Origin of the sequence: Paenibacillus sp. UASWS1643 (genome assembly GCF_008693195.1) — a bacterium.
GTDB lineage: Bacteria > Bacillota > Bacilli > Paenibacillales > Paenibacillaceae > Paenibacillus > Paenibacillus amylolyticus_B.
Map to the genome: position 1 here is coordinate 19,462 of NZ_VXKZ01000085.1, position 16,858 is coordinate 36,319.

14 protein-coding genes are annotated in these 16,858 nt (G+C 48.0%); 9 read left to right on the forward strand and 5 right to left on the reverse strand.

The window, feature by feature from the left end; genetic code table 11:
* Positions 1 to 110 precede the first annotated feature (110 nt).
* A complete protein-coding gene (locus FE296_RS01445; protein ID WP_124118858.1) occupies positions 111 to 962 on the reverse strand; it encodes a hypothetical protein in 852 nt (283 codons plus the stop codon).
* A gap of 10 nt (positions 963 to 972) precedes the next feature.
* On the reverse strand, positions 973 to 2,964 hold the full coding sequence (locus tag FE296_RS01450) for a M1 family metallopeptidase (protein WP_150364095.1): 1,992 nt from the start codon (positions 2,962 to 2,964) through the stop codon (positions 973 to 975).
* Between the two features lie 101 nt (positions 2,965 to 3,065).
* On the opposite strand from FE296_RS01450, the gene FE296_RS01455 reads away from it, so the two are divergent.
* Positions 3,066 to 3,569 (forward strand): YwhD family protein, encoded by a 504-nt coding sequence (locus FE296_RS01455; RefSeq protein ID WP_124118860.1) that lies wholly within the window; start codon positions 3,066 to 3,068, stop codon positions 3,567 to 3,569.
* A 193-nt stretch (positions 3,570 to 3,762) separates the two neighbouring features.
* Here the strand turns inward: FE296_RS01455 and FE296_RS01460 are convergent, their stop codons facing one another.
* The gene (locus FE296_RS01460) at positions 3,763 to 5,841 is read right to left on the reverse strand and encodes a transglycosylase domain-containing protein (protein WP_150364096.1); all 2,079 of its coding nucleotides are present in this window, start codon (positions 5,839 to 5,841) and stop codon (positions 3,763 to 3,765) included.
* A 413-nt stretch (positions 5,842 to 6,254) separates the two neighbouring features.
* Between FE296_RS01460 and speE the strand changes: the two genes are divergently transcribed.
* Both speE and speB read left to right on the forward strand, forming a co-directional pair.
* Positions 6,255 to 7,082, forward strand: a complete 828-nt coding sequence (gene speE, locus FE296_RS01465) for a polyamine aminopropyltransferase (RefSeq protein ID WP_017691306.1) — start codon at positions 6,255 to 6,257, stop codon at positions 7,080 to 7,082.
* A 15-nt stretch (positions 7,083 to 7,097) separates the two neighbouring features.
* Positions 7,098 to 7,967 (forward strand): agmatinase, encoded by an 870-nt coding sequence (gene speB, locus FE296_RS01470; protein WP_017691305.1) that lies wholly within the window; start codon positions 7,098 to 7,100, stop codon positions 7,965 to 7,967.
* Between the two features lie 309 nt (positions 7,968 to 8,276).
* Here the strand turns inward: speB and FE296_RS33705 are convergent, their stop codons facing one another.
* The gene (locus tag FE296_RS33705; protein WP_017691304.1) at positions 8,277 to 8,408 is read right to left on the reverse strand and encodes a hypothetical protein; all 132 of its coding nucleotides are present in this window, start codon (positions 8,406 to 8,408) and stop codon (positions 8,277 to 8,279) included.
* Positions 8,409 to 8,801: 393 nt separating this feature from the next.
* Between FE296_RS33705 and FE296_RS01475 the strand changes: the two genes are divergently transcribed.
* The 5 genes from FE296_RS01475 (at position 8,802) to argS (ending at position 14,323) form a co-directional block, all read left to right on the forward strand.
* A complete protein-coding gene (locus FE296_RS01475; protein ID WP_150364097.1) occupies positions 8,802 to 9,983 on the forward strand; it encodes a WD40/YVTN/BNR-like repeat-containing protein in 1,182 nt (393 codons plus the stop codon).
* 222 nt (positions 9,984 to 10,205) lie between these two features.
* The gene (locus FE296_RS01480) at positions 10,206 to 11,687 is read left to right on the forward strand and encodes an alpha-N-arabinofuranosidase (protein ID WP_150364098.1); all 1,482 of its coding nucleotides are present in this window, start codon (positions 10,206 to 10,208) and stop codon (positions 11,685 to 11,687) included.
* The gene (locus FE296_RS01485) at positions 11,687 to 11,956 is read left to right on the forward strand and encodes a DUF6171 family protein (RefSeq protein ID WP_223868733.1); all 270 of its coding nucleotides are present in this window, start codon (positions 11,687 to 11,689) and stop codon (positions 11,954 to 11,956) included. The genes FE296_RS01480 and FE296_RS01485 overlap by 1 nt, the downstream gene beginning before the upstream one ends.
* Positions 11,957 to 12,221: 265 nt before the next feature.
* Entirely contained in the window at positions 12,222 to 12,647 is a 426-nt protein-coding gene (locus FE296_RS01490; RefSeq protein WP_017691299.1) for a YwiB family protein, read from the forward strand.
* Entirely contained in the window at positions 12,644 to 14,323 is a 1,680-nt protein-coding gene (gene argS, locus FE296_RS01495) for an arginine--tRNA ligase (RefSeq protein WP_124118865.1), read from the forward strand. The genes FE296_RS01490 and argS overlap by 4 nt, the downstream gene beginning before the upstream one ends.
* A gap of 286 nt (positions 14,324 to 14,609) precedes the next feature.
* On the opposite strand, the gene FE296_RS01500 is transcribed toward argS, so the two are convergent.
* Positions 14,610 to 15,764, reverse strand: coding sequence for a S8 family peptidase (locus tag FE296_RS01500; RefSeq protein WP_124118866.1), 1,155 nt, complete (start codon positions 15,762 to 15,764; stop codon positions 14,610 to 14,612).
* A gap of 462 nt (positions 15,765 to 16,226) precedes the next feature.
* Between FE296_RS01500 and rpoE the strand changes: the two genes are divergently transcribed.
* On the forward strand, positions 16,227 to 16,796 hold the full coding sequence (rpoE, locus tag FE296_RS01505; RefSeq protein WP_124118867.1) for a DNA-directed RNA polymerase subunit delta: 570 nt from the start codon (positions 16,227 to 16,229) through the stop codon (positions 16,794 to 16,796).
* The last annotated feature ends 62 nt before the right edge of the window (positions 16,797 to 16,858 follow it).

The window sequence follows — 16,858 nt, forward strand, 5'->3', positions numbered from 1 at the left end:
CAAATTTAGCAAAAAAAACCTCGACCTTTGACGGGGAAAGGTTGAGGTTTGCCTATTTATAAGTACATATTAGGCCATGAGTTTAACATGTGATGGTAACAATTTTTAAACTATGTGCTCTCACCTTTGGATATTTTGGACTGCCATAATCGGAAATGGCTGCATATTTTCCACAGACTTAATAGACATCTGGCAAGCGGATACGTCTGTTGTAGTATAAGTCCGGTAAGTCCCGTTAATAACCATGAGGCTGAAGTGAATGCCCCAAAGACGAGCAGGTGTACTCCGCCCAGCAGGAGTGCAATGCCGATTACAGCGGTGAGATGACGCAGTGCAATCCAGAGTGCTTTGAGAGTACCGTGAGCCCCGCCTTCTCCTTCTGGTGCCGACACACCGAACTGCATGTAGAGTATGGCATGGTGGATGATCCAACCATATACAATCCAGGCAGCAACATAAGGTATACCAGGCAAAAGTAATTGAAGAGAATGAAATCCGTCCATGAGAATCGAGTAGAGCTTCGGTATGAGCCAGTAAGCGGGCAGAAGTATCAATAAAGTACGTATGGTATGGAGCAGCAGCATCGGTTTCCACAGATTTTTGATTCCCCGGACAAAGGGGATACGCTCTTCTGTAGAATTAAAGTGCTGAAGTGAGTAGAGCAGTCCTGCCTGAATGAGGGGGCTGATCAACATGCGAACCAGCAGCATGCCCCCTAGAATCCATAGATAACGATGAACCTCTGGATGGGTAGACAGGTTAAGTTGACTTTCCATTTTGAACAAAAGTGTACTCAGCTCCCCTGCATCAGCATCTGGATAGCGCAGGAGCAGCGGGACGACTGCCGATTGTACCATGCGATAGAAGAAATATCCCCAAATGAGTTGATAGAGAAATAAGAGTGCGGCAATGAACATATGCTGACGGACGAGAAACCAGCCTTCACGTATTTTCGCTTTCACCGTTTCCACCTCACCATGACAGACCTCCGAATATGGCTTCTATTAGTTTGGTTACACTCATGCTCCAGCGGGACTTCGCCCGCTCATCCAGTCCGGATTTCAGGAAATTGTTCATATGGCGGTTCTCCAGCACGATCGAGTACAGGGGATCGGTCATGGCCCAGGCTACGGGGGATGTGTGAGTTAATTTATAGGTGATGCGATCTTCTTTACCATTCCATTGCTTGGTGAGGATATGCCCGTCTTCAAAAGCAATGCGAACAGGAACGGCGTTGTAATCACTCCCTTTTTTTGCGATCGTCACGGATGACTCGTACAATGTTTGGCCGTCTTTCTGTACAGGCGTAACACGAATCTTCTCTACAGCAAAGTCAGCCATTCCGTTACCATAGACATATTGATCAAAATAATCAGACCAGGAAGTGCGGGTCACTTGTTCCACAACGTTCTGAAAATCAGCCGAAGTGGGATGTTTGAAGCGGTACTTCTTCACATAGGTAGAGAGAATGCGCTCCATCTTTTTTGCACCGACTTGATGTTCGATACCAAGCAATACAAGCTTGCCACGTGTATAGACATTGGCTGCATACTCATTCTGTGAATCAAACTTCCAGGATTCTTGTGTTAAGGATGAAGGAGACGTAATCAGTCCCGATTGTACCGGCAGATTCGGTATCAATCCATATTCCTGCTCCATCAGTTTGTCTTCTGCATAAGAAGTGAACCCCTCATCCAGCCAGGCTTCCTCGAATTCGTTGCTGGCAACCATGCCGTAGAAGTACTGGTGTCCAATCTCGTGGACTACGGTACGTTCCAGGTCATAACCTGGGGTAGTATCATCGGCTCCAAAGGCCGTAACTAGCGTAGGGTATTCCATACCTCCAGCACCGTTCCCCGCTTTGGGTGGAACTACAATGGATAAGGTTGCGTAAGGATACGGGCCAAACCATTTGCTATAATTAGCTAGTGCGGCCTTCGCGGCGTAGAAATAACGTTCTTTCAGATCCTGATGAGCAGGGTCCAGATATAACTTGATTCGTACACCAGGCACATTGGGTGCGGAGAATGGCTCCTCTGCGTACACAAAATCGGGTGAGGCTGCCCATGCGAAGTCATGCACATCATCGGCGTAGAATTGATAGACCTTTTCTCCGTTCTTCACCACGGCTTGCTGCGTTGGAAATCCGGTAGCAGCCACTTTGTATGTTTCAGGCACCCGAATACGCACACTATATATACCGAAGTCAGCGTAAAACTCTGAATTGCCATGGTACTGGTGCAGATTCCAGCCTTCCGTTGTTCGTCCACGTCTGCCCACAGGTTCATAGGCACTTAATTTGGGAAACCATTGACCTGCCATGACAAAATGATCAGCAGTTCCCATCCGGGCAAAAATCTTGGGCAGATTCACTTCAAATCGGGTGTGGAGTGTGATACTTTCCCCGCCTTTGACGGGTTTGGGCAGGCGTACTTTAATGAGGGTGGTGTCCTTGATATTTCCGTCATCTGGTTGCACATACTGCATCCGGTGCAGCAGAGAGAGCCCGTCCTCCGTTTTCATTTCGGTAATGTTCATGGAGCCATAACCATTGGTAGGCATGACATCACCCCGAAGCTTTCCACCGGATTCCTTCATAAAGGTGGTATCAGCAGAAGAGAAAGCGTTGGGATACATATGAAAGTAAAGCTCGCTGACGGTTTTTTTGCCTGGATGAGTCCAGGTGATCGTCTGAGTCCCTTTCAATACGTTTCCATCGACCAGCTTCACATCCATGTGATATTCCACAACACGGTTGCTGTACACTTCGGCTGTAGGGGTCTGTACACTTTCTGGAGGTGCTGGGGTTGGAGCTATTGCCTTGGGCTTGCCCGATTCGGGGGCGAGTACTGGCAATTCGGAATGAGTTGAGCGATTATAACCCAGAGTGATCCATATCCCTCCGGCAAGTACACACAGGGCCAGGGATGCAGTGAGCCAGCTCTTGGCGCGTCGTGGAATCATCGTTAAATACCTCCCGTTGACAAGCATCTACAGCATGTATATGTTTGCAATGGGACAATTATTAGTTAAAATATTTGTATCAACCCTTGGAGGCTATAAACATGGACCAAAACGAGCAAAACGGCAAAAAACAGATTGCCTTGAATATCGTTAGTGCAAAAAGCAAGCATAAAGGCTTCGGTGCAGGCTCCATTGATCTGAATAACCTTTCCCCGGTCATTATTGATAATGGCGAGGCTAAAATCGATATCGGTGCGATGCATGCGAAGAGCAAGGTGGAACGCAATATCAAGTTCTCTACCAATCGTGAAGATGTGCCCAACGGACGCCAGGTATGGCTAGTGTGGGTAGCTGTCGATCGCACGGAAGAAGGCCAACTGTATGGTGGAGCAACGGCATGTGAGATGTGGATTGATACGGAAGCAAGACGTGGATGGAAACTGCTGGCGGAACATGTGAATCGCATGGATTATGCCTTGAAGCGTCGCTTCATGCTGGATGAGCTTGGACCCGAAGCTCGAGCTGCACTTAAGACACTGTTGATCTCACACAACGAAGAATGGTGGAATGCTTCTCCAGATGAATTGAAAGAAGCACTCGCCTAAGGCAGATCATTCAACACAGTATAAAAGAAAAAAAAGGCCCCTCGACCGGAAAGTTCGGTTGGGGGTCTTTTGCTTGTGCATTAATCGTATTCAACGATCTGAATAATTATGAGTTTTCATCCGAAGTGAATTTCCAAATGCTTAATATAACCAGGGGTCATAGGTGACGTAACTAAGTCATCGCGTATTTGCGTCATTCTACCCACCAACGTTTGAAATCTCCCCACCAGGAATGTTTCTCTTCCTGTATGCCTTGTTGATTCTGTACCTGACGAGTTTTCTCATCTTCTCCAGAATCCGAATCATCCGTCGTACCATGACATACCTCTGTCGGTTCAGTACCATCAATAAAAACTTCCAATCGTTTCTCTTCACAACCGTTGCCTGCCAGCTTGCCGGATTCCGGGTCAATATATACACTTACGACATGATCAGGCACGGTGAAGATTTTGGGTGGTACGCTCGCAAGTGCCTGCTCTGTGAACTGGGCAAAGATCGGCGCTGCCCGGCGGCCATCCGAAGTCGAGATGGCTTTGCCTTGGTCGTAACCAACCCATACCGCGGTGGAGAGCTCAGGTGTGAATCCAACCAACCAAGCATCTGTATTGGTTGTGCCAGTTTTTCCGGCTACCGGACGTTTAATCGCCTTAGACACCCGGTTGCCCGTTCCTCCATTTTCGAAGACACTTTCCATTAAACGAGTTAGGACATAAGCTGCTGCAGGTTCCACGACGGTCTCAGCCTTGGTTTGAGGCGATTCATAGAGCACACGTCCTGCGGCATCCGTCACTTGCAGAATGGCGACAGGTGGTGTCCGTTGTCCACCAGCAGCAATGACGGAAAAGGCCGACGCCATCTCCAACGGGCTGACAGGTGACGTTCCCAGTGCAAGAGAAGGTACGGCGCTCAGGTTGCTTGTAATGCCGAGGTTTTTCGCCATACTCACAACCTGCTCAGGACCGATCTGCATAATGGTGTTCACCGCATAGATGTTGTCTGAAGCGGCGATCGCTTGCCTTAGATCAATCTCACCCAGATACTTGTCTCCAAAGTTGCCGGGTTTATAGGTTTTGCGGTCATTGTCATAGTGAAACAGGGTAGGTTCACTGTTAAATATGGATGCACTGGTGAGCTGCTTGGATTCCAAGGCTGCCAGATACATAATGGGTTTAAACGCCGAACCTGGCTGGCGCGTTGTCGCCAGAACATGGTTAATCTGATTGGTGCGATAATTCTTGCCCCCCACCATGGCTTTGATGTAGCCCGTACGAGGGTCGATGGACACGAGGGCCGTCTCCAGCTCACTTTTGGCATCCATACCCTTCGCTATGGCGTCTTCAGCTGCTTTTTGAACACGCAGATCCAGGGTGGTGTAGATGTTCAATCCCCCATGATCCAGCATCGCTTCACTGATTCCCAACTCTTTGATCGCCAGATTCCGGATATAGTCACGGAAATAAGGGGCGCTTTCCACCGTTTTACGCTCGCTTTCCGGTTTGAACGAAAGCATTTGCTCATAGGCCTTATCCGCTTCGGCCTGGGTGATCTTGCCGATATCAGCCATGGCATTCAGCACAATCTTCTGTCGGTCTTTGGCATTCTTCATATGGTTATAGGGTGAATAGTAGGTCGGTCCTTTTGGGATTCCTGCCAACATGGCACTCTCTGCAAGATCCAACTGTTTGGCTGATTTGCCAAAATACATTCGTGAAGCCGCTTCGATTCCGTACGCACCATGCCCATAATAGATTTCGTTCAGATACATCTGCAAAATTTCATCCTTGCTGTATTTCATCTCCAATTGCGCCGTGTACATGGCTTCCTTGGCTTTGCGAGTCCATGTTTTCTCATGAGACAGATACAGGTTACGCGCCAGCTGTTGAGTCAATGTACTCGCACCCTGCGACATCTGCATATGTTCGAGGTTAACGAGCACAGCCCGTCCCATCCCTTGCACGTCGAACCCGTAGTGATTATAGAATTTGCGGTCCTCTACAGCCAGAGTGGCATTGACCAGATCTGGAGCGATATCTTCCAGTTGAACGGGTACAGAGTCTTTGCCACCTGCAGAGAAGGTAGCGATGACTTCACCTTGACTGTCCAGTAATCTGGAATTCCGATCAGAGTCTGCTAGGGGCAGGCTGGTTGCGTATAGATAGACCAATCCTGCAGCGGTAGCAAGTATGGCGAGCACGGCGAGCAGAGACAGGTTTTTAAACAATTTACGTACACGGAACCCGCGTTTGCGGGTCTTTTGATTTGGCTTGGTCATGGAACGGGCTCCTCTCTTTTCTTCCAGTATGGGACTTGATTGGCAGGGATATTCAATCGGGTGCATAAGCAATCAAAATGTAGCATTTTCGCCCGGGAAAACCGTTTTGCAGTATAAACGTCAATCGCGTATAATGCAAAAGGGTAATGAAAAGGTAAGATTCGGCACAAGATACTAAAGCGCGTAAGGACGAACAGGCGAATGGTCATTGATTCATTGATTAGTCAGACGCTCTGCACGCTCAGGTCAATTTAATCTATATAATGAAGTGAACCGCGGACCTTTCCCGCAGGCCAGCAATTATAATGCGATATGGCGCCGAACGCTGGACGTGCTTGGGCGAACCGATTATAGTGCACAACACTTGGTCGGGTATGGCTGATCATTAACTTTACGGAAAGAAGGTAGAGATCATGGAATTGTGGTTTACGGAGAAACAGACCCCGGTATTCGGGATCACCGCGAAGATTAAGCAGACCTATGTTACAGAGAAAACGGATTTTCAAGATTTGGCCATGGTAGAGACCGAAGAATTCGGTAACATGTTGCTTCTTGATGGCATGGTGATGACGACTGTAAAAGACGAATTCGTATATCACGAAATGGCGGCACACCCTGCGCTGAACACTCACCCGAATCCGAAAAAAGTTCTGGTTGTCGGTGGCGGCGATGGCGGAGTCATTCGTGAAGTCATTAAACATGCTGCTGTAGAAAAAGCAGTTCTCGTCGAAATTGACGGTAAAGTTATTGAATACTCCAAAAAATATTTGCCTGAAATCGCCGGCAAGTTGGACGAGCCTAATGTTGAAGTGCTCGTAAACGACGGCTACATGCATATTATTGAACATAAAAATGAATACGATGTGATCATCGTAGACTCTACGGAGCCTGTAGGCCCGGCTGCGCCATTGTTTGAGCGTGGGTTCTATCAAGGCATCTACGAAGCATTGAAAGAAGACGGAATCTTCGTTGCCCAAACGGACAACCCTTGGTTCAAGGCGGATCTGATCCAGAAGGTGAACAAAGACGTCAAAGAAATCTTCCCGATCGTACATGTGTACGGCTGTAATATTCCAACCTATCCAAGTGGTTTGTGGACATTCACTATGGGCAGCAAGAAACATGACCCGCTCGAAGTGGATGAGACTCAAATCCCGGAGATGGATACCAAGTATTACTCTCCGCGTCTGCACAAGGCAGCATTTGTACTTCCTAAATTCGTGGAAGATTTAACGAAATAAAAGGGGAAATCATTAATGAAACTGGATCAAGCTTATTCAGGAAACGTATTTATTTGCAGCTCTGAGGATTATGAGAACTCCAAAGCGGTTATCTATGGCATGCCGATGGATTACACCGTCAGCTTCCGTCCGGGTTCCCGTTTCGGCCCATCTCATATCCGTCAGGCATCGGTTGGACTTGAAGAGTACAGCCCGTATCTCGACAAAAGCATTGTAGACATGACGTACTTTGACGCTGGAGACCTGCTTTTGCCTTTCGGTAACGCGGGACGCAGCCTTGAGGTAATTCATGAATACATCGGAAGTCTGCTTGCTGACGACAAATTCCCAGTTGGTCTCGGTGGTGAGCATCTGGTTACTTGGCCAGTCATCCAACAGATGTACAAGAAATACCCGGATCTTATCCTGATTCATATTGATGCACACGCTGACCTTCGTGAAAACTATGAAGGCGAGCCATTGTCCCACTCCACACCAGTGCGTAAAGCAGCTGAGTTGATGGGTGGCCAAAACATCTATCAGTTCGGTATCCGTTCCGGTTCCCGTGAGGAGTTCCAGTATGGTCGCGAGAACATCAACTTCTATCCATTTGAAGTGGCAGCTCCGATGAAGGAAGCTCTTCCGAAGATGGGCAACCGTCCGGTGTATGTGACCATCGACATCGATGTGCTTGATCCGTCAGCAGCACCAGGAACAGGTACAGCAGAGGCGGGCGGTATTACGTCCAAGGAACTGCTTGAAGCCATTCATATGATCGCGGGATCTGATGTAAATGTAGTTGGTTGTGACTTGGTTGAAGTTGCACCAATCTATGATCCAACACAACAGACACAGATTGTAGCTGCGAAGCTGATCCGTGAAATGCTGCTTGGATTCGTGAAATAATCACAGACTAATCGATAAGTATAACGCTCTCTGTCTGCGCGGTTTCAAATTTGGGCAGGGGAGGGCGTTTTTGTATTGTTAACTTTTGGACAGAGCTGTGCTATACTGACTACATAAGTATTCAGTAGTATATTAATTGATATATTACATTCGTGAAGTATATGGTGATCGGGTTCGGTCATATACTAAAAAAGAGTCTTCACCGCGTCAACGGTAAAAACTCTTAGGACCCGAAAGGCTGTGGATTGCCACGGCGCGCATGAACTAAATAATGCTATTCAAGCGAAACCCACCGTCAGGCGTCCAACCTTATGAGGTGGGTTTTCGCTTGCTACGAAACTTTTTGCGCAACCAACGGTAAAGCTTTCGCCCACTCAGTACAATACTGAGGATCGCAGCAATCCATCGGATTACATCAAGCAACGCCACAAGTTTGACCATCGACGTCACCCCCTTTCGGGAAGCTGCGCCGTGATCTGGAAAACATCCACCGTTATTCAAGAGTCCATAAAATCAATTATAGCACGTATGTTCCTATGTCTCTACCATTTATTGCTTGTATCAGTATAGGCTCGCATATGCAGATATCTTGCCTTGGCATGACTCCATCTTAATATGTATGCCTTTTATTAAGTATCAGTTTTGTTATTCTTGCTGTGGTGACGTATCCCATTTAACTTAGAGTACACAATGTTTGGTGATGAACCACCCTTGCCTACATGATCCAATCATGGGTAAAGGTGGTTTTTTTCTTGCGAAATTGTCATCGGGGTTAATCAGATTGTTACGTTAGAACCATCATATTTGGGTAAAACCATAAATGGAGGTGTTACGATGACAACCAAGAGTACAATGACATGGAAACGGATTGGTGCACTCGCATTATCGTTAACGCTGGCTTGGGGGATGGGTCCGGTACATACGCTATCAGGTGCTAACGCCGCATCCTCACAGGCATGTGGAAAGGGAGATCATGGACTATCTGCTACATTGAAAAAGGGCAGCGGTGTGGAAGAGCAACACCTGCAATTTACGGACATTGATTTTCTTAATGATACAACTGGACGAGCTGGGGGTGAGGGCTTCCTGATGGGCACCTCGAATGCAGGATGTACGTGGCAGTCCATATATACCGGGCAGTGGCAATTCACACAGCTTGATTTTCCGAATAATGTGAACGGATATGCGCTGGCGCGAGTGAAGGATTCACCTGCAACCTATCTGGTCCGTACCAACGATGGGGGATCGCACTGGACGCGGCTCGATACGCCGGGCATTCAATTCAAGCGAATCGATTTTCGCAATAAAGATGTAGGTTATGGTTACACCTATAATGGTGCATATCAGACGAAGGATGGCGGGGTAACCTGGAGTAAAATGAATACACCTGCCAACACGCGTGCAGCTGCCTTTGCAACAGAAAAGCAAGGGTATGCCGTGGTGGTTGTACCTGGATCGGGATATCATCTGAAGCAAACGAGTGATGGCGGCAAAAACTGGACAACCTCTCTTCGAGTTGTCTCAGACACATGGAGCGGAGCAGATCTGTATGCACATGGCCAGCAAGTATGGGCCCTTCTGTATGGTGATGCAGGCATGTCTCAACAATCCTACTCCCTCTATGCGAGCGGTAATCAAGGCAAGAATTGGACCCAAGTATTTGCGCAATCCACAGCAGGGGGAGGTCCTGCACCAGGTACAAACAGTACGGGCAAAGGAAATGGACCAGCTAACCCGGGTGGTCATCCCGGCAACATGGCGTTGATTGGTAATCAGACCGCGTATCTGTCTGCAGGTTCACCCGCAGCTGGCAAAGTGGGTATTGGACGTTCTTATGATAAAGGTTCCACGTGGAAAAATATTGACCTGAAAGATCCGGGATACAGTTCTCGTATCTCGTTCCCATCTGCCAAGACGGGTTGGCTCGTAGTAACAAGTGATAACTCTCCTGCAATCTATCAGACTACGGATGGTGGAACGACGTGGACACAAAAAATGTTGTTGCCTTCAGAGTAGGATTAAGTAGCCTGTATTCTGAAATAACAAACGGGCAAATCCAAATTAGAAATGTATAAAAGTCAATTTGGTAAGTCTCTGTATGAATTTCTACACAAACAAGCCTCTTCCTAATCAATTACACAGGAAGAGGCTTGTTTGTGTAGAAATAAAAACGGTTGAAACCTACTCCAAAACGAGTTATTGTAAGCGATAACAATACAATTTATGGGGGTTGAAATCATGGTTGATGTTATTCTAAAGGCGGATTCAGATCAAGGATTAATAAATCGCAATATATATGGTCACTTTTCCGAACACTTGGGACGTTGTATTTATGAGGGGCTGTGGGTAGGAGAAGATTCACCCATTCCGAATAACGATGGTATTCGAAATGATGTATTGACGGCCTTGCAGAAGCTTAATATTCCAGTACTTCGCTGGCCAGGCGGTTGTTTTGCCGATGAATATCACTGGAAAGATGGTGTAGGTCCGAAGAGTGAGCGTGCTCGTATGATTAATACGCACTGGGGCGGTGTGGAAGAGAACAATCACTTTGGTACACATGAATTCTTGAGATTATGTGAGTTGCTCGGCACGGAGCCATATATTAGTGGCAACCTGGGTAGCGGTACAGTGCAAGAGATGCAGGAATGGGTGGAGTACATCACGTTTGACGGCGAATCCCCGATGGCGAACTGGCGTAAGAGTAACGGTAGGGAAGAACCGTGGAAAATGAAGTACTTTGGCGTGGGAAATGAGAACTGGGGATGCGGCGGCAATATGCGTCCTGAATATTATGCGGATGAATATCGCCGGTATGCTACATATGTACGTAACTATTCCGGGAACGAGATTTATAAAATCGCTTGTGGGCCCAACGAAGGCAACTATGAATGGATGGAAGTCCTGATGCGGGAGGCTGCTCGCTTTATGGATGGGATTAGTCTTCATTATTACACCATCCCTACAGGAGAGTGGACTGATAAAGGTGCAGCTACAGGATTTGGTGAGGCTGAATGGTTCACCACCTTGAAAAAGACGCTCCATATGGATGAATTACTGGTGAAGCACTCCGAGATTATGGACAAATATGATCCAGAGGGCAGAGTCGGCATTATTGTGGATGAATGGGGCACGTGGTATAACGTTGAGCCGGGAACCAATCCAGGATTCCTGTATCAACAGAACACGATGCGGGACGCTGTGCTTGCAGGTGTTAACCTGAATATTTTCAACCAACATAATAAACGGGTACACATGGCAAATCTTGCGCAGATCGTCAATGTACTTCAATCGCTTGTGCTCACGGAAGGGGACAAAATGCTCCTGACACCTACGTATCATGTGTTTGATATGTATCAGGTTCATATGGACGCGCAGCGACTGGATTTGAATTTTGAAAGCCCTGGGTATACCTTCGGAGAAGAAACCATTCCTCAGCTCAGCTTGTCAGCCTCCCGCAACAAGGATGGGGTCATTCATGTGACAGCTTGTAATCTGAGTCATACCGATGAGTTGGAAGTTGTGTGTCAGCTGGACGCAGCTCAAGCGGCTAAAGTAACTGGGCAGATTCTGTACCATACTGATTTTGGTGCATTCAATACCTTTGAACAGCCGGATCATGTTCAACCTGTGGCGTGGGAAGGACTCACACTGGAGAATAACACCTTGCGTTTTGTTCTTCCTCCAGCATCGGTTGGGGTCATCGCTGTTGAGAGTTAATGATGAAAAGGCAGGAACCTTGCAAGGGCTGTAATGATCAGTACGATGTGAAGATTAGCGATACCAAAATGGCCAGACTTGTGGAGATTGCCTCGCGTTCGCGTCCGACGGTACAGGATGAGGAATATGAACGTCGGCTATCCATCTGCTCTGCTTGTCCGGGATTGCAATATGGCACAACTTGTCGGTATTGTGGCTGTCTCGTACAGGTGCGAGCGAAGCTGAGTGAGTCGACATGTCCTTTTCCTTATGAATCCCAATGGGCCTGATCGGATGAACGAATCTTATTATAATGAAGCAAAAGGGAGTTGCACTTTACAAGTGCGGCTCTTCTTTTTTGGCTTGATGAGGAAAAAACTCTGAATTTGGATTTGAATTGAGCGAGGGAACTGGATATAGTTATACAGTAGAGTGTAGGATAGCGAGCTATCCGGGAATATGAGCGCGTATAGCGACACAACAATACGGGAAGGGCTGTTCTCACCGGCCGTGCCTGATTTTGCGTCGCCTCGAATATAATGGAGGTTAACATTCATGTCGAACATGCGACCGGTACACATCCGGCTGCACAGCCGTTATGAAGGTGAAGATGTGCTGCAGGAAATGCAGGGTGAAGCTGTGTTAAAAGGGTCCGTTCTTTATGTGCGTTATGAAGAACCGCAGGTTGGACCTGAGGGAGGCACAACCCGCACAACATTGAAGCTGGGCGGACAATCCATCAAGATTATACGTCATGGTGAGGTGGAATCGGAGCAGACTTTTGAATTGAATCGGAAGCTTCCTGGTTTCTACCGATCACCATACATGTCGTTTGCCCTGTCCACGCATACACAGAAGCTGGAACTTTCCATTCAGGGATTGAGCGCACGCGCAGCGTGGAGCTACGACTTTTACCGCTTTGATGAAGAATCCGGACATTTCGCGATTAGTTTGCATATACAGGAGGAACCAATTTCATGACACGTAATCCACTAGATACGATTAACGAACGGGTAAGTACGGCCATCGGCAACGCCATTGTGGCAGCCGGAATTGTTACGCAGGACGAATTGCCAGCCATCACATTGGAAGTGCCGCGTGAGAAGACACACGGGGACTTGGCGACCAATGCCGCCATGCAGCTGACCAAGATTGCCAAGCGCAATCCGCGTCAGATTGCTGAAGAGATCATTGCCCATCTGAATCTGGCTGAAGCCGGAATCGAGAAGGCTGAGATTGCGGGCCCAGGATTCATTAACTTCAAATTGGACAAGAGTTACCTTTATCCAGTACTTGCGCTTGTGCAGGAGCAGGGTGAAGATTACGGAAGAATTAACATCGGAGAAGGACGCAAAGTCGAGATGGAGTTTGTTAGTGCCAACCCGACAGGCAGCCTGCATCTGGGCCATGCCCGTGGAGCAGCTGTAGGTGATGCACTATGTAACATCCTTGACTACGCAGGATATGATGTAACCCGTGAATACTACATTAATGATGCAGGTAATCAGGTGTTTAATCTGGCTCGTTCCATTGAAGCTCGTTATCTGCAAGAGCTGGGTCAGGATGCTGAGATGCCTGAAGACGGTTATCACGGTGAAGATATTAAAGGATTCGCCAAGCAGCTTGTTGCTGAAAAGGGTGACGAATTGCTGTCCATGCATCCGGGTGACCGTGCGGCTTATTTCCGTGACTTTGGCCTAGAGAAGGAACTGGACAAGATCAAACGTGACTTGAATCGCTTCCGTGTTAACTTTGACATCTGGTTCAGCGAAACTTCCCTGTACGACAACGGAGAAGTGCTGCGAGTACTTGATGAATTGCGTGACCGCAATGAGATCTATGAGCAAGATGGAGCAACTTGGTTGAAAACGATGCAGTACGGTGACGACAAAGAACGTGTACTGATCAAGAACGATGGCACGTATACTTACCTGACGCCAGATATTGCTTATCACCGCGACAAATATGCTCGTGGATACGACACGATGATCAACATCTGGGGTGCCGATCACCATGGATATATTCCACGGATGAAAGCTGCGATGCAAGCACTGGGTAATGACCCTGAGAAACTGGTGGTCTTGATTGCACAGATGGTGAGCTTGTTCCAGAACGGTGAAAAAGTGAAGATGTCCAAGCGTACAGGTAAAGCTGTAACGATGGAAGATCTGATGGATGAAGTCGGCATTGATGCCATCCGTTACTTCTTCACAATGCGCAGTATGGACTCCCATCTGGACTTTGACATGGACCTTGCGATTTCGACATCCAATGAGAATCCGGTATTCTACGTGCAATACGCTCATGCACGTGTGTGCAGCGTATACCGTCAGGCTGAAGAACAGGGTATTGAACTGCTGCCACTGGCACAGATCGACCTGTCCAAGCTGACAACAGAGCACGAGTATGACCTTCTCCGCAAAATGGGAGAGCTGCCTGAAGAAATCTCGGCAGCGGCAACAGGATATGCACCTCATCGTATCATCCGTTATGTATACGAGCTGGCATCCCTGTTCCACAGCTACTACCGTGCAGAACGTGTCATTACGGAAGATGCGCAGCAAACTCAAGCACGTCTTGCGCTGATCGGTGCTGTGCGTACCGTTATCGCAACGGCGCTTCGTCTGGTAGGCGTAACCGCTCCAGACAAAATGTAAATTCCAGGCTCGCAGCCTACCGCCGCTCTGCCTAAGGCAAAAAGTCTCCATGTCCACGTTGAGTGTCTTCAACGTGGTACATGGAGACTTTTTTTGGTTGTGTACCCGGAGTTGAAGAAAACGAAATGCCTGGTCCAAGGTACACTAGCCTGCCCTGACATCACAGCGGGCGTAACCTAGAGTCTCAGCCACTACGTAATACTCCCTCATACGTACTGCCTGGGTCGGGCTACTGCGTTTCGCCACGAGCCTCAATCAAGTGCTGCTGACGGCTGGCAGAGCTGGCTCACTCCCCGCCCTCCTGCATTAGTTTCAGGGCATCAATCTCACCACCTCGCACCTTGCTTTTTGCGGTGGTGGTCTTGCGGGCGCGCAGCGGGATCGTAGCACGTTTGACGAGTGTCTTGATTTCGCTGGGGGACAAACCCGGATGTTTTGAAAGCAGCAAGGCGATAGCCCCACTCACATGGGACGTCGCCATGGATGTGCCGCTCATCTCGTGATGCTTGCCTTGTACCCAGGAGGAGACAATCTTATCACCGGGTGCATAGACATCCACATATGCGCCACGATTGCTGAAGGACGCAATACGTCTGTTTTTGTCGGTTGCCCCAACGGATATGGTTTGCGGATACCTTGCCGGATAATCAATACTGCGGCGTTTGCCGTCATTTCCTGACGAAGCAACAATGACGATTCCAGCATGGTATGCACGATTGACAACGTCAAGAAGCGCCTTGCTGCGTGTTTTCATGCCAAAGCTCATATTGATGATATCGACCTTGTTACGTACACACCAGTCGATGCCAAGTACAATGTCGGATACATAAGCCGATCCGTTGTGGTCAAATGCTTTCACCGGATAGATCAGGGAGCGTGGAGCTACACCAATCATGCCTGCAGTACTGTTGGCAGCAGCGATAGTCCCTGCAATGTGGGTGCCGTGTCCGTTATCATCATGAGGAAGCAGACTGCGGTTTAACAGATTGATTCCGCGTGCCAGGGAATAACGAAGATCAGGATGGTGATAATCAGCACCTGTATCAATCACACCGATTTTAATCCGGTGTCCGGTAGACACAGACCATACTTTGGGCGCCCTAATCTGCTTCACTCCCCAGGGTATGCCTTGAGCATTGCTCGGTTTGCTGTGGAGTGCGGTGGCATGAAGGGAGATAGGTACGTCTGCTTCAATCGTAATTTCATCCCCATAGCAGTATAGGTCCTCCGGGCGTTGGACTGGAGCGATAATGGAACGAGCCAGTCGCGAGGAACGGACAGCCCCAAGGTCGGTGAATTCATTCCGCATTCGAGACAATTCGACGAGACAGGCCTCGTACTGCTGTGGTTTGGCAAATCGGATCAAGTATCGCCCTCCCTGTTCTGGTTCAGGGCGTCGCATTCCGTCAATCAATTGATGCAATAAACCAGTATAGTCCATAATGGGCAGCCCCCTTCGGGATGAACATGCTGAGGTATTCTATGAATGCGCTCATCCCGCCGCATGGGGAACTTGCCCTTTTTTTACAAAAACACATTCTCTTCGTGTCAAAACGGGCGCAGGGACATATGATGGATGGAGAGCTAGAGGGCTCTTGCGGGGAACCTGGTGAGGAGTAATCCTCCAAGGGTATACAGTCAGAAGGCGGAGGGGACTCCGTCTTTTTTATTATGGAGTTGTCTCTTTGACAAAAGAGGATATTCTTGTGGGTACGATGTCACTTCACGTTTAATATATGGACATATTGTTGCTGCTCTCCGCATTTGCGCCACATCCGTACATAAAAACTTGCTTTTTAACGCTAAATAGGTTTTACTTAGGTTTGTTAATGGATATGTTATACGTAACAGTCCAGTTCGTAGGGGTTAAAAAGTGAATTTTGTGTGAGAGGAAGTGTCTGCAGTGAGTACCTCGCTCAACCTGAAAATTGATAAAGAAAAGGTAAAAGAGATCCCTTTGGTGGACCTTGCCTTTATGGTGCTGAAAGCGGCTAATACGCCGTATTACTATCGTGACTTGATGAATGAGGTAGCGAAGCAGCGCGGAATGACTGATGAAGAAATCAACGAGTTTATCGCCCAGCTATATACCGAGATTAATATCGATGGCCGTTTTGCTTGCGTCGGTACAAGTCTGTGGGGCTTGAAGCGCTGGTATCCGGTAGCCGGAACAGAAGATTCCATGACGGGTGCGAAGCGTCCGCGTATCATCAACGATGAAGACGATGATCTGGAAGATGAAGACTTCGGTGAAGAAGAAGACAGCTATAACAGTGACGAAGACTTCGACAGCACGGATAAAGACGAAGAAGAAGACGAAGAAGATGAAGACGAAGATGACATCTTTGATGAAGAAGACAGCGAAGAAGAAGTGCTGGTTGAAGATGACGATCTGGAAGATGAAGACCTCGAAGAAGACGAAGAAGAGTCCGAAAACGAGGATGAATTTGACGACGATTCTGATAATCGGTAGTCATTTTTGACGTCTATAATTTACCCGTTTCCCCGGAATAGTCAGCCTTGACAGCAGACGGG

Excerpts from the sequence above, each read along its gene's own strand:
- FE296_RS01450 (WP_150364095.1), bottom strand. The coding sequence starts at position 2,964 with ATGATTCCACGACGCGCCAAGAGCTGGCTCACTGCATCCCTGGCCCTG.
- FE296_RS01455 (WP_124118860.1), top strand. The coding sequence starts at position 3,066 with ATGGACCAAAACGAGCAAAACGGCAAAAAACAGATTGCCTTGAATATC.
- FE296_RS01460 (WP_150364096.1), bottom strand. The coding sequence starts at position 5,841 with ATGACCAAGCCAAATCAAAAGACCCGCAAACGCGGGTTCCGTGTACGT.
- speE (WP_017691306.1), top strand. The coding sequence starts at position 6,255 with ATGGAATTGTGGTTTACGGAGAAACAGACCCCGGTATTCGGGATCACC.
- speB (WP_017691305.1), top strand. The coding sequence starts at position 7,098 with ATGAAACTGGATCAAGCTTATTCAGGAAACGTATTTATTTGCAGCTCT.
- FE296_RS33705 (WP_017691304.1), bottom strand. The coding sequence starts at position 8,408 with ATGGTCAAACTTGTGGCGTTGCTTGATGTAATCCGATGGATTGCTGCG.
- FE296_RS01475 (WP_150364097.1), top strand. The coding sequence starts at position 8,802 with ATGACAACCAAGAGTACAATGACATGGAAACGGATTGGTGCACTCGCA.
- FE296_RS01480 (WP_150364098.1), top strand. The coding sequence starts at position 10,206 with ATGGTTGATGTTATTCTAAAGGCGGATTCAGATCAAGGATTAATAAAT.
- FE296_RS01485 (WP_223868733.1), top strand. The coding sequence starts at position 11,687 with ATGATGAAAAGGCAGGAACCTTGCAAGGGCTGTAATGATCAGTACGAT.
- FE296_RS01490 (WP_017691299.1), top strand. The coding sequence starts at position 12,222 with ATGTCGAACATGCGACCGGTACACATCCGGCTGCACAGCCGTTATGAA.
- argS (WP_124118865.1), top strand. The coding sequence starts at position 12,644 with ATGACACGTAATCCACTAGATACGATTAACGAACGGGTAAGTACGGCC.
- FE296_RS01500 (WP_124118866.1), bottom strand. The coding sequence starts at position 15,764 with ATGGACTATACTGGTTTATTGCATCAATTGATTGACGGAATGCGACGC.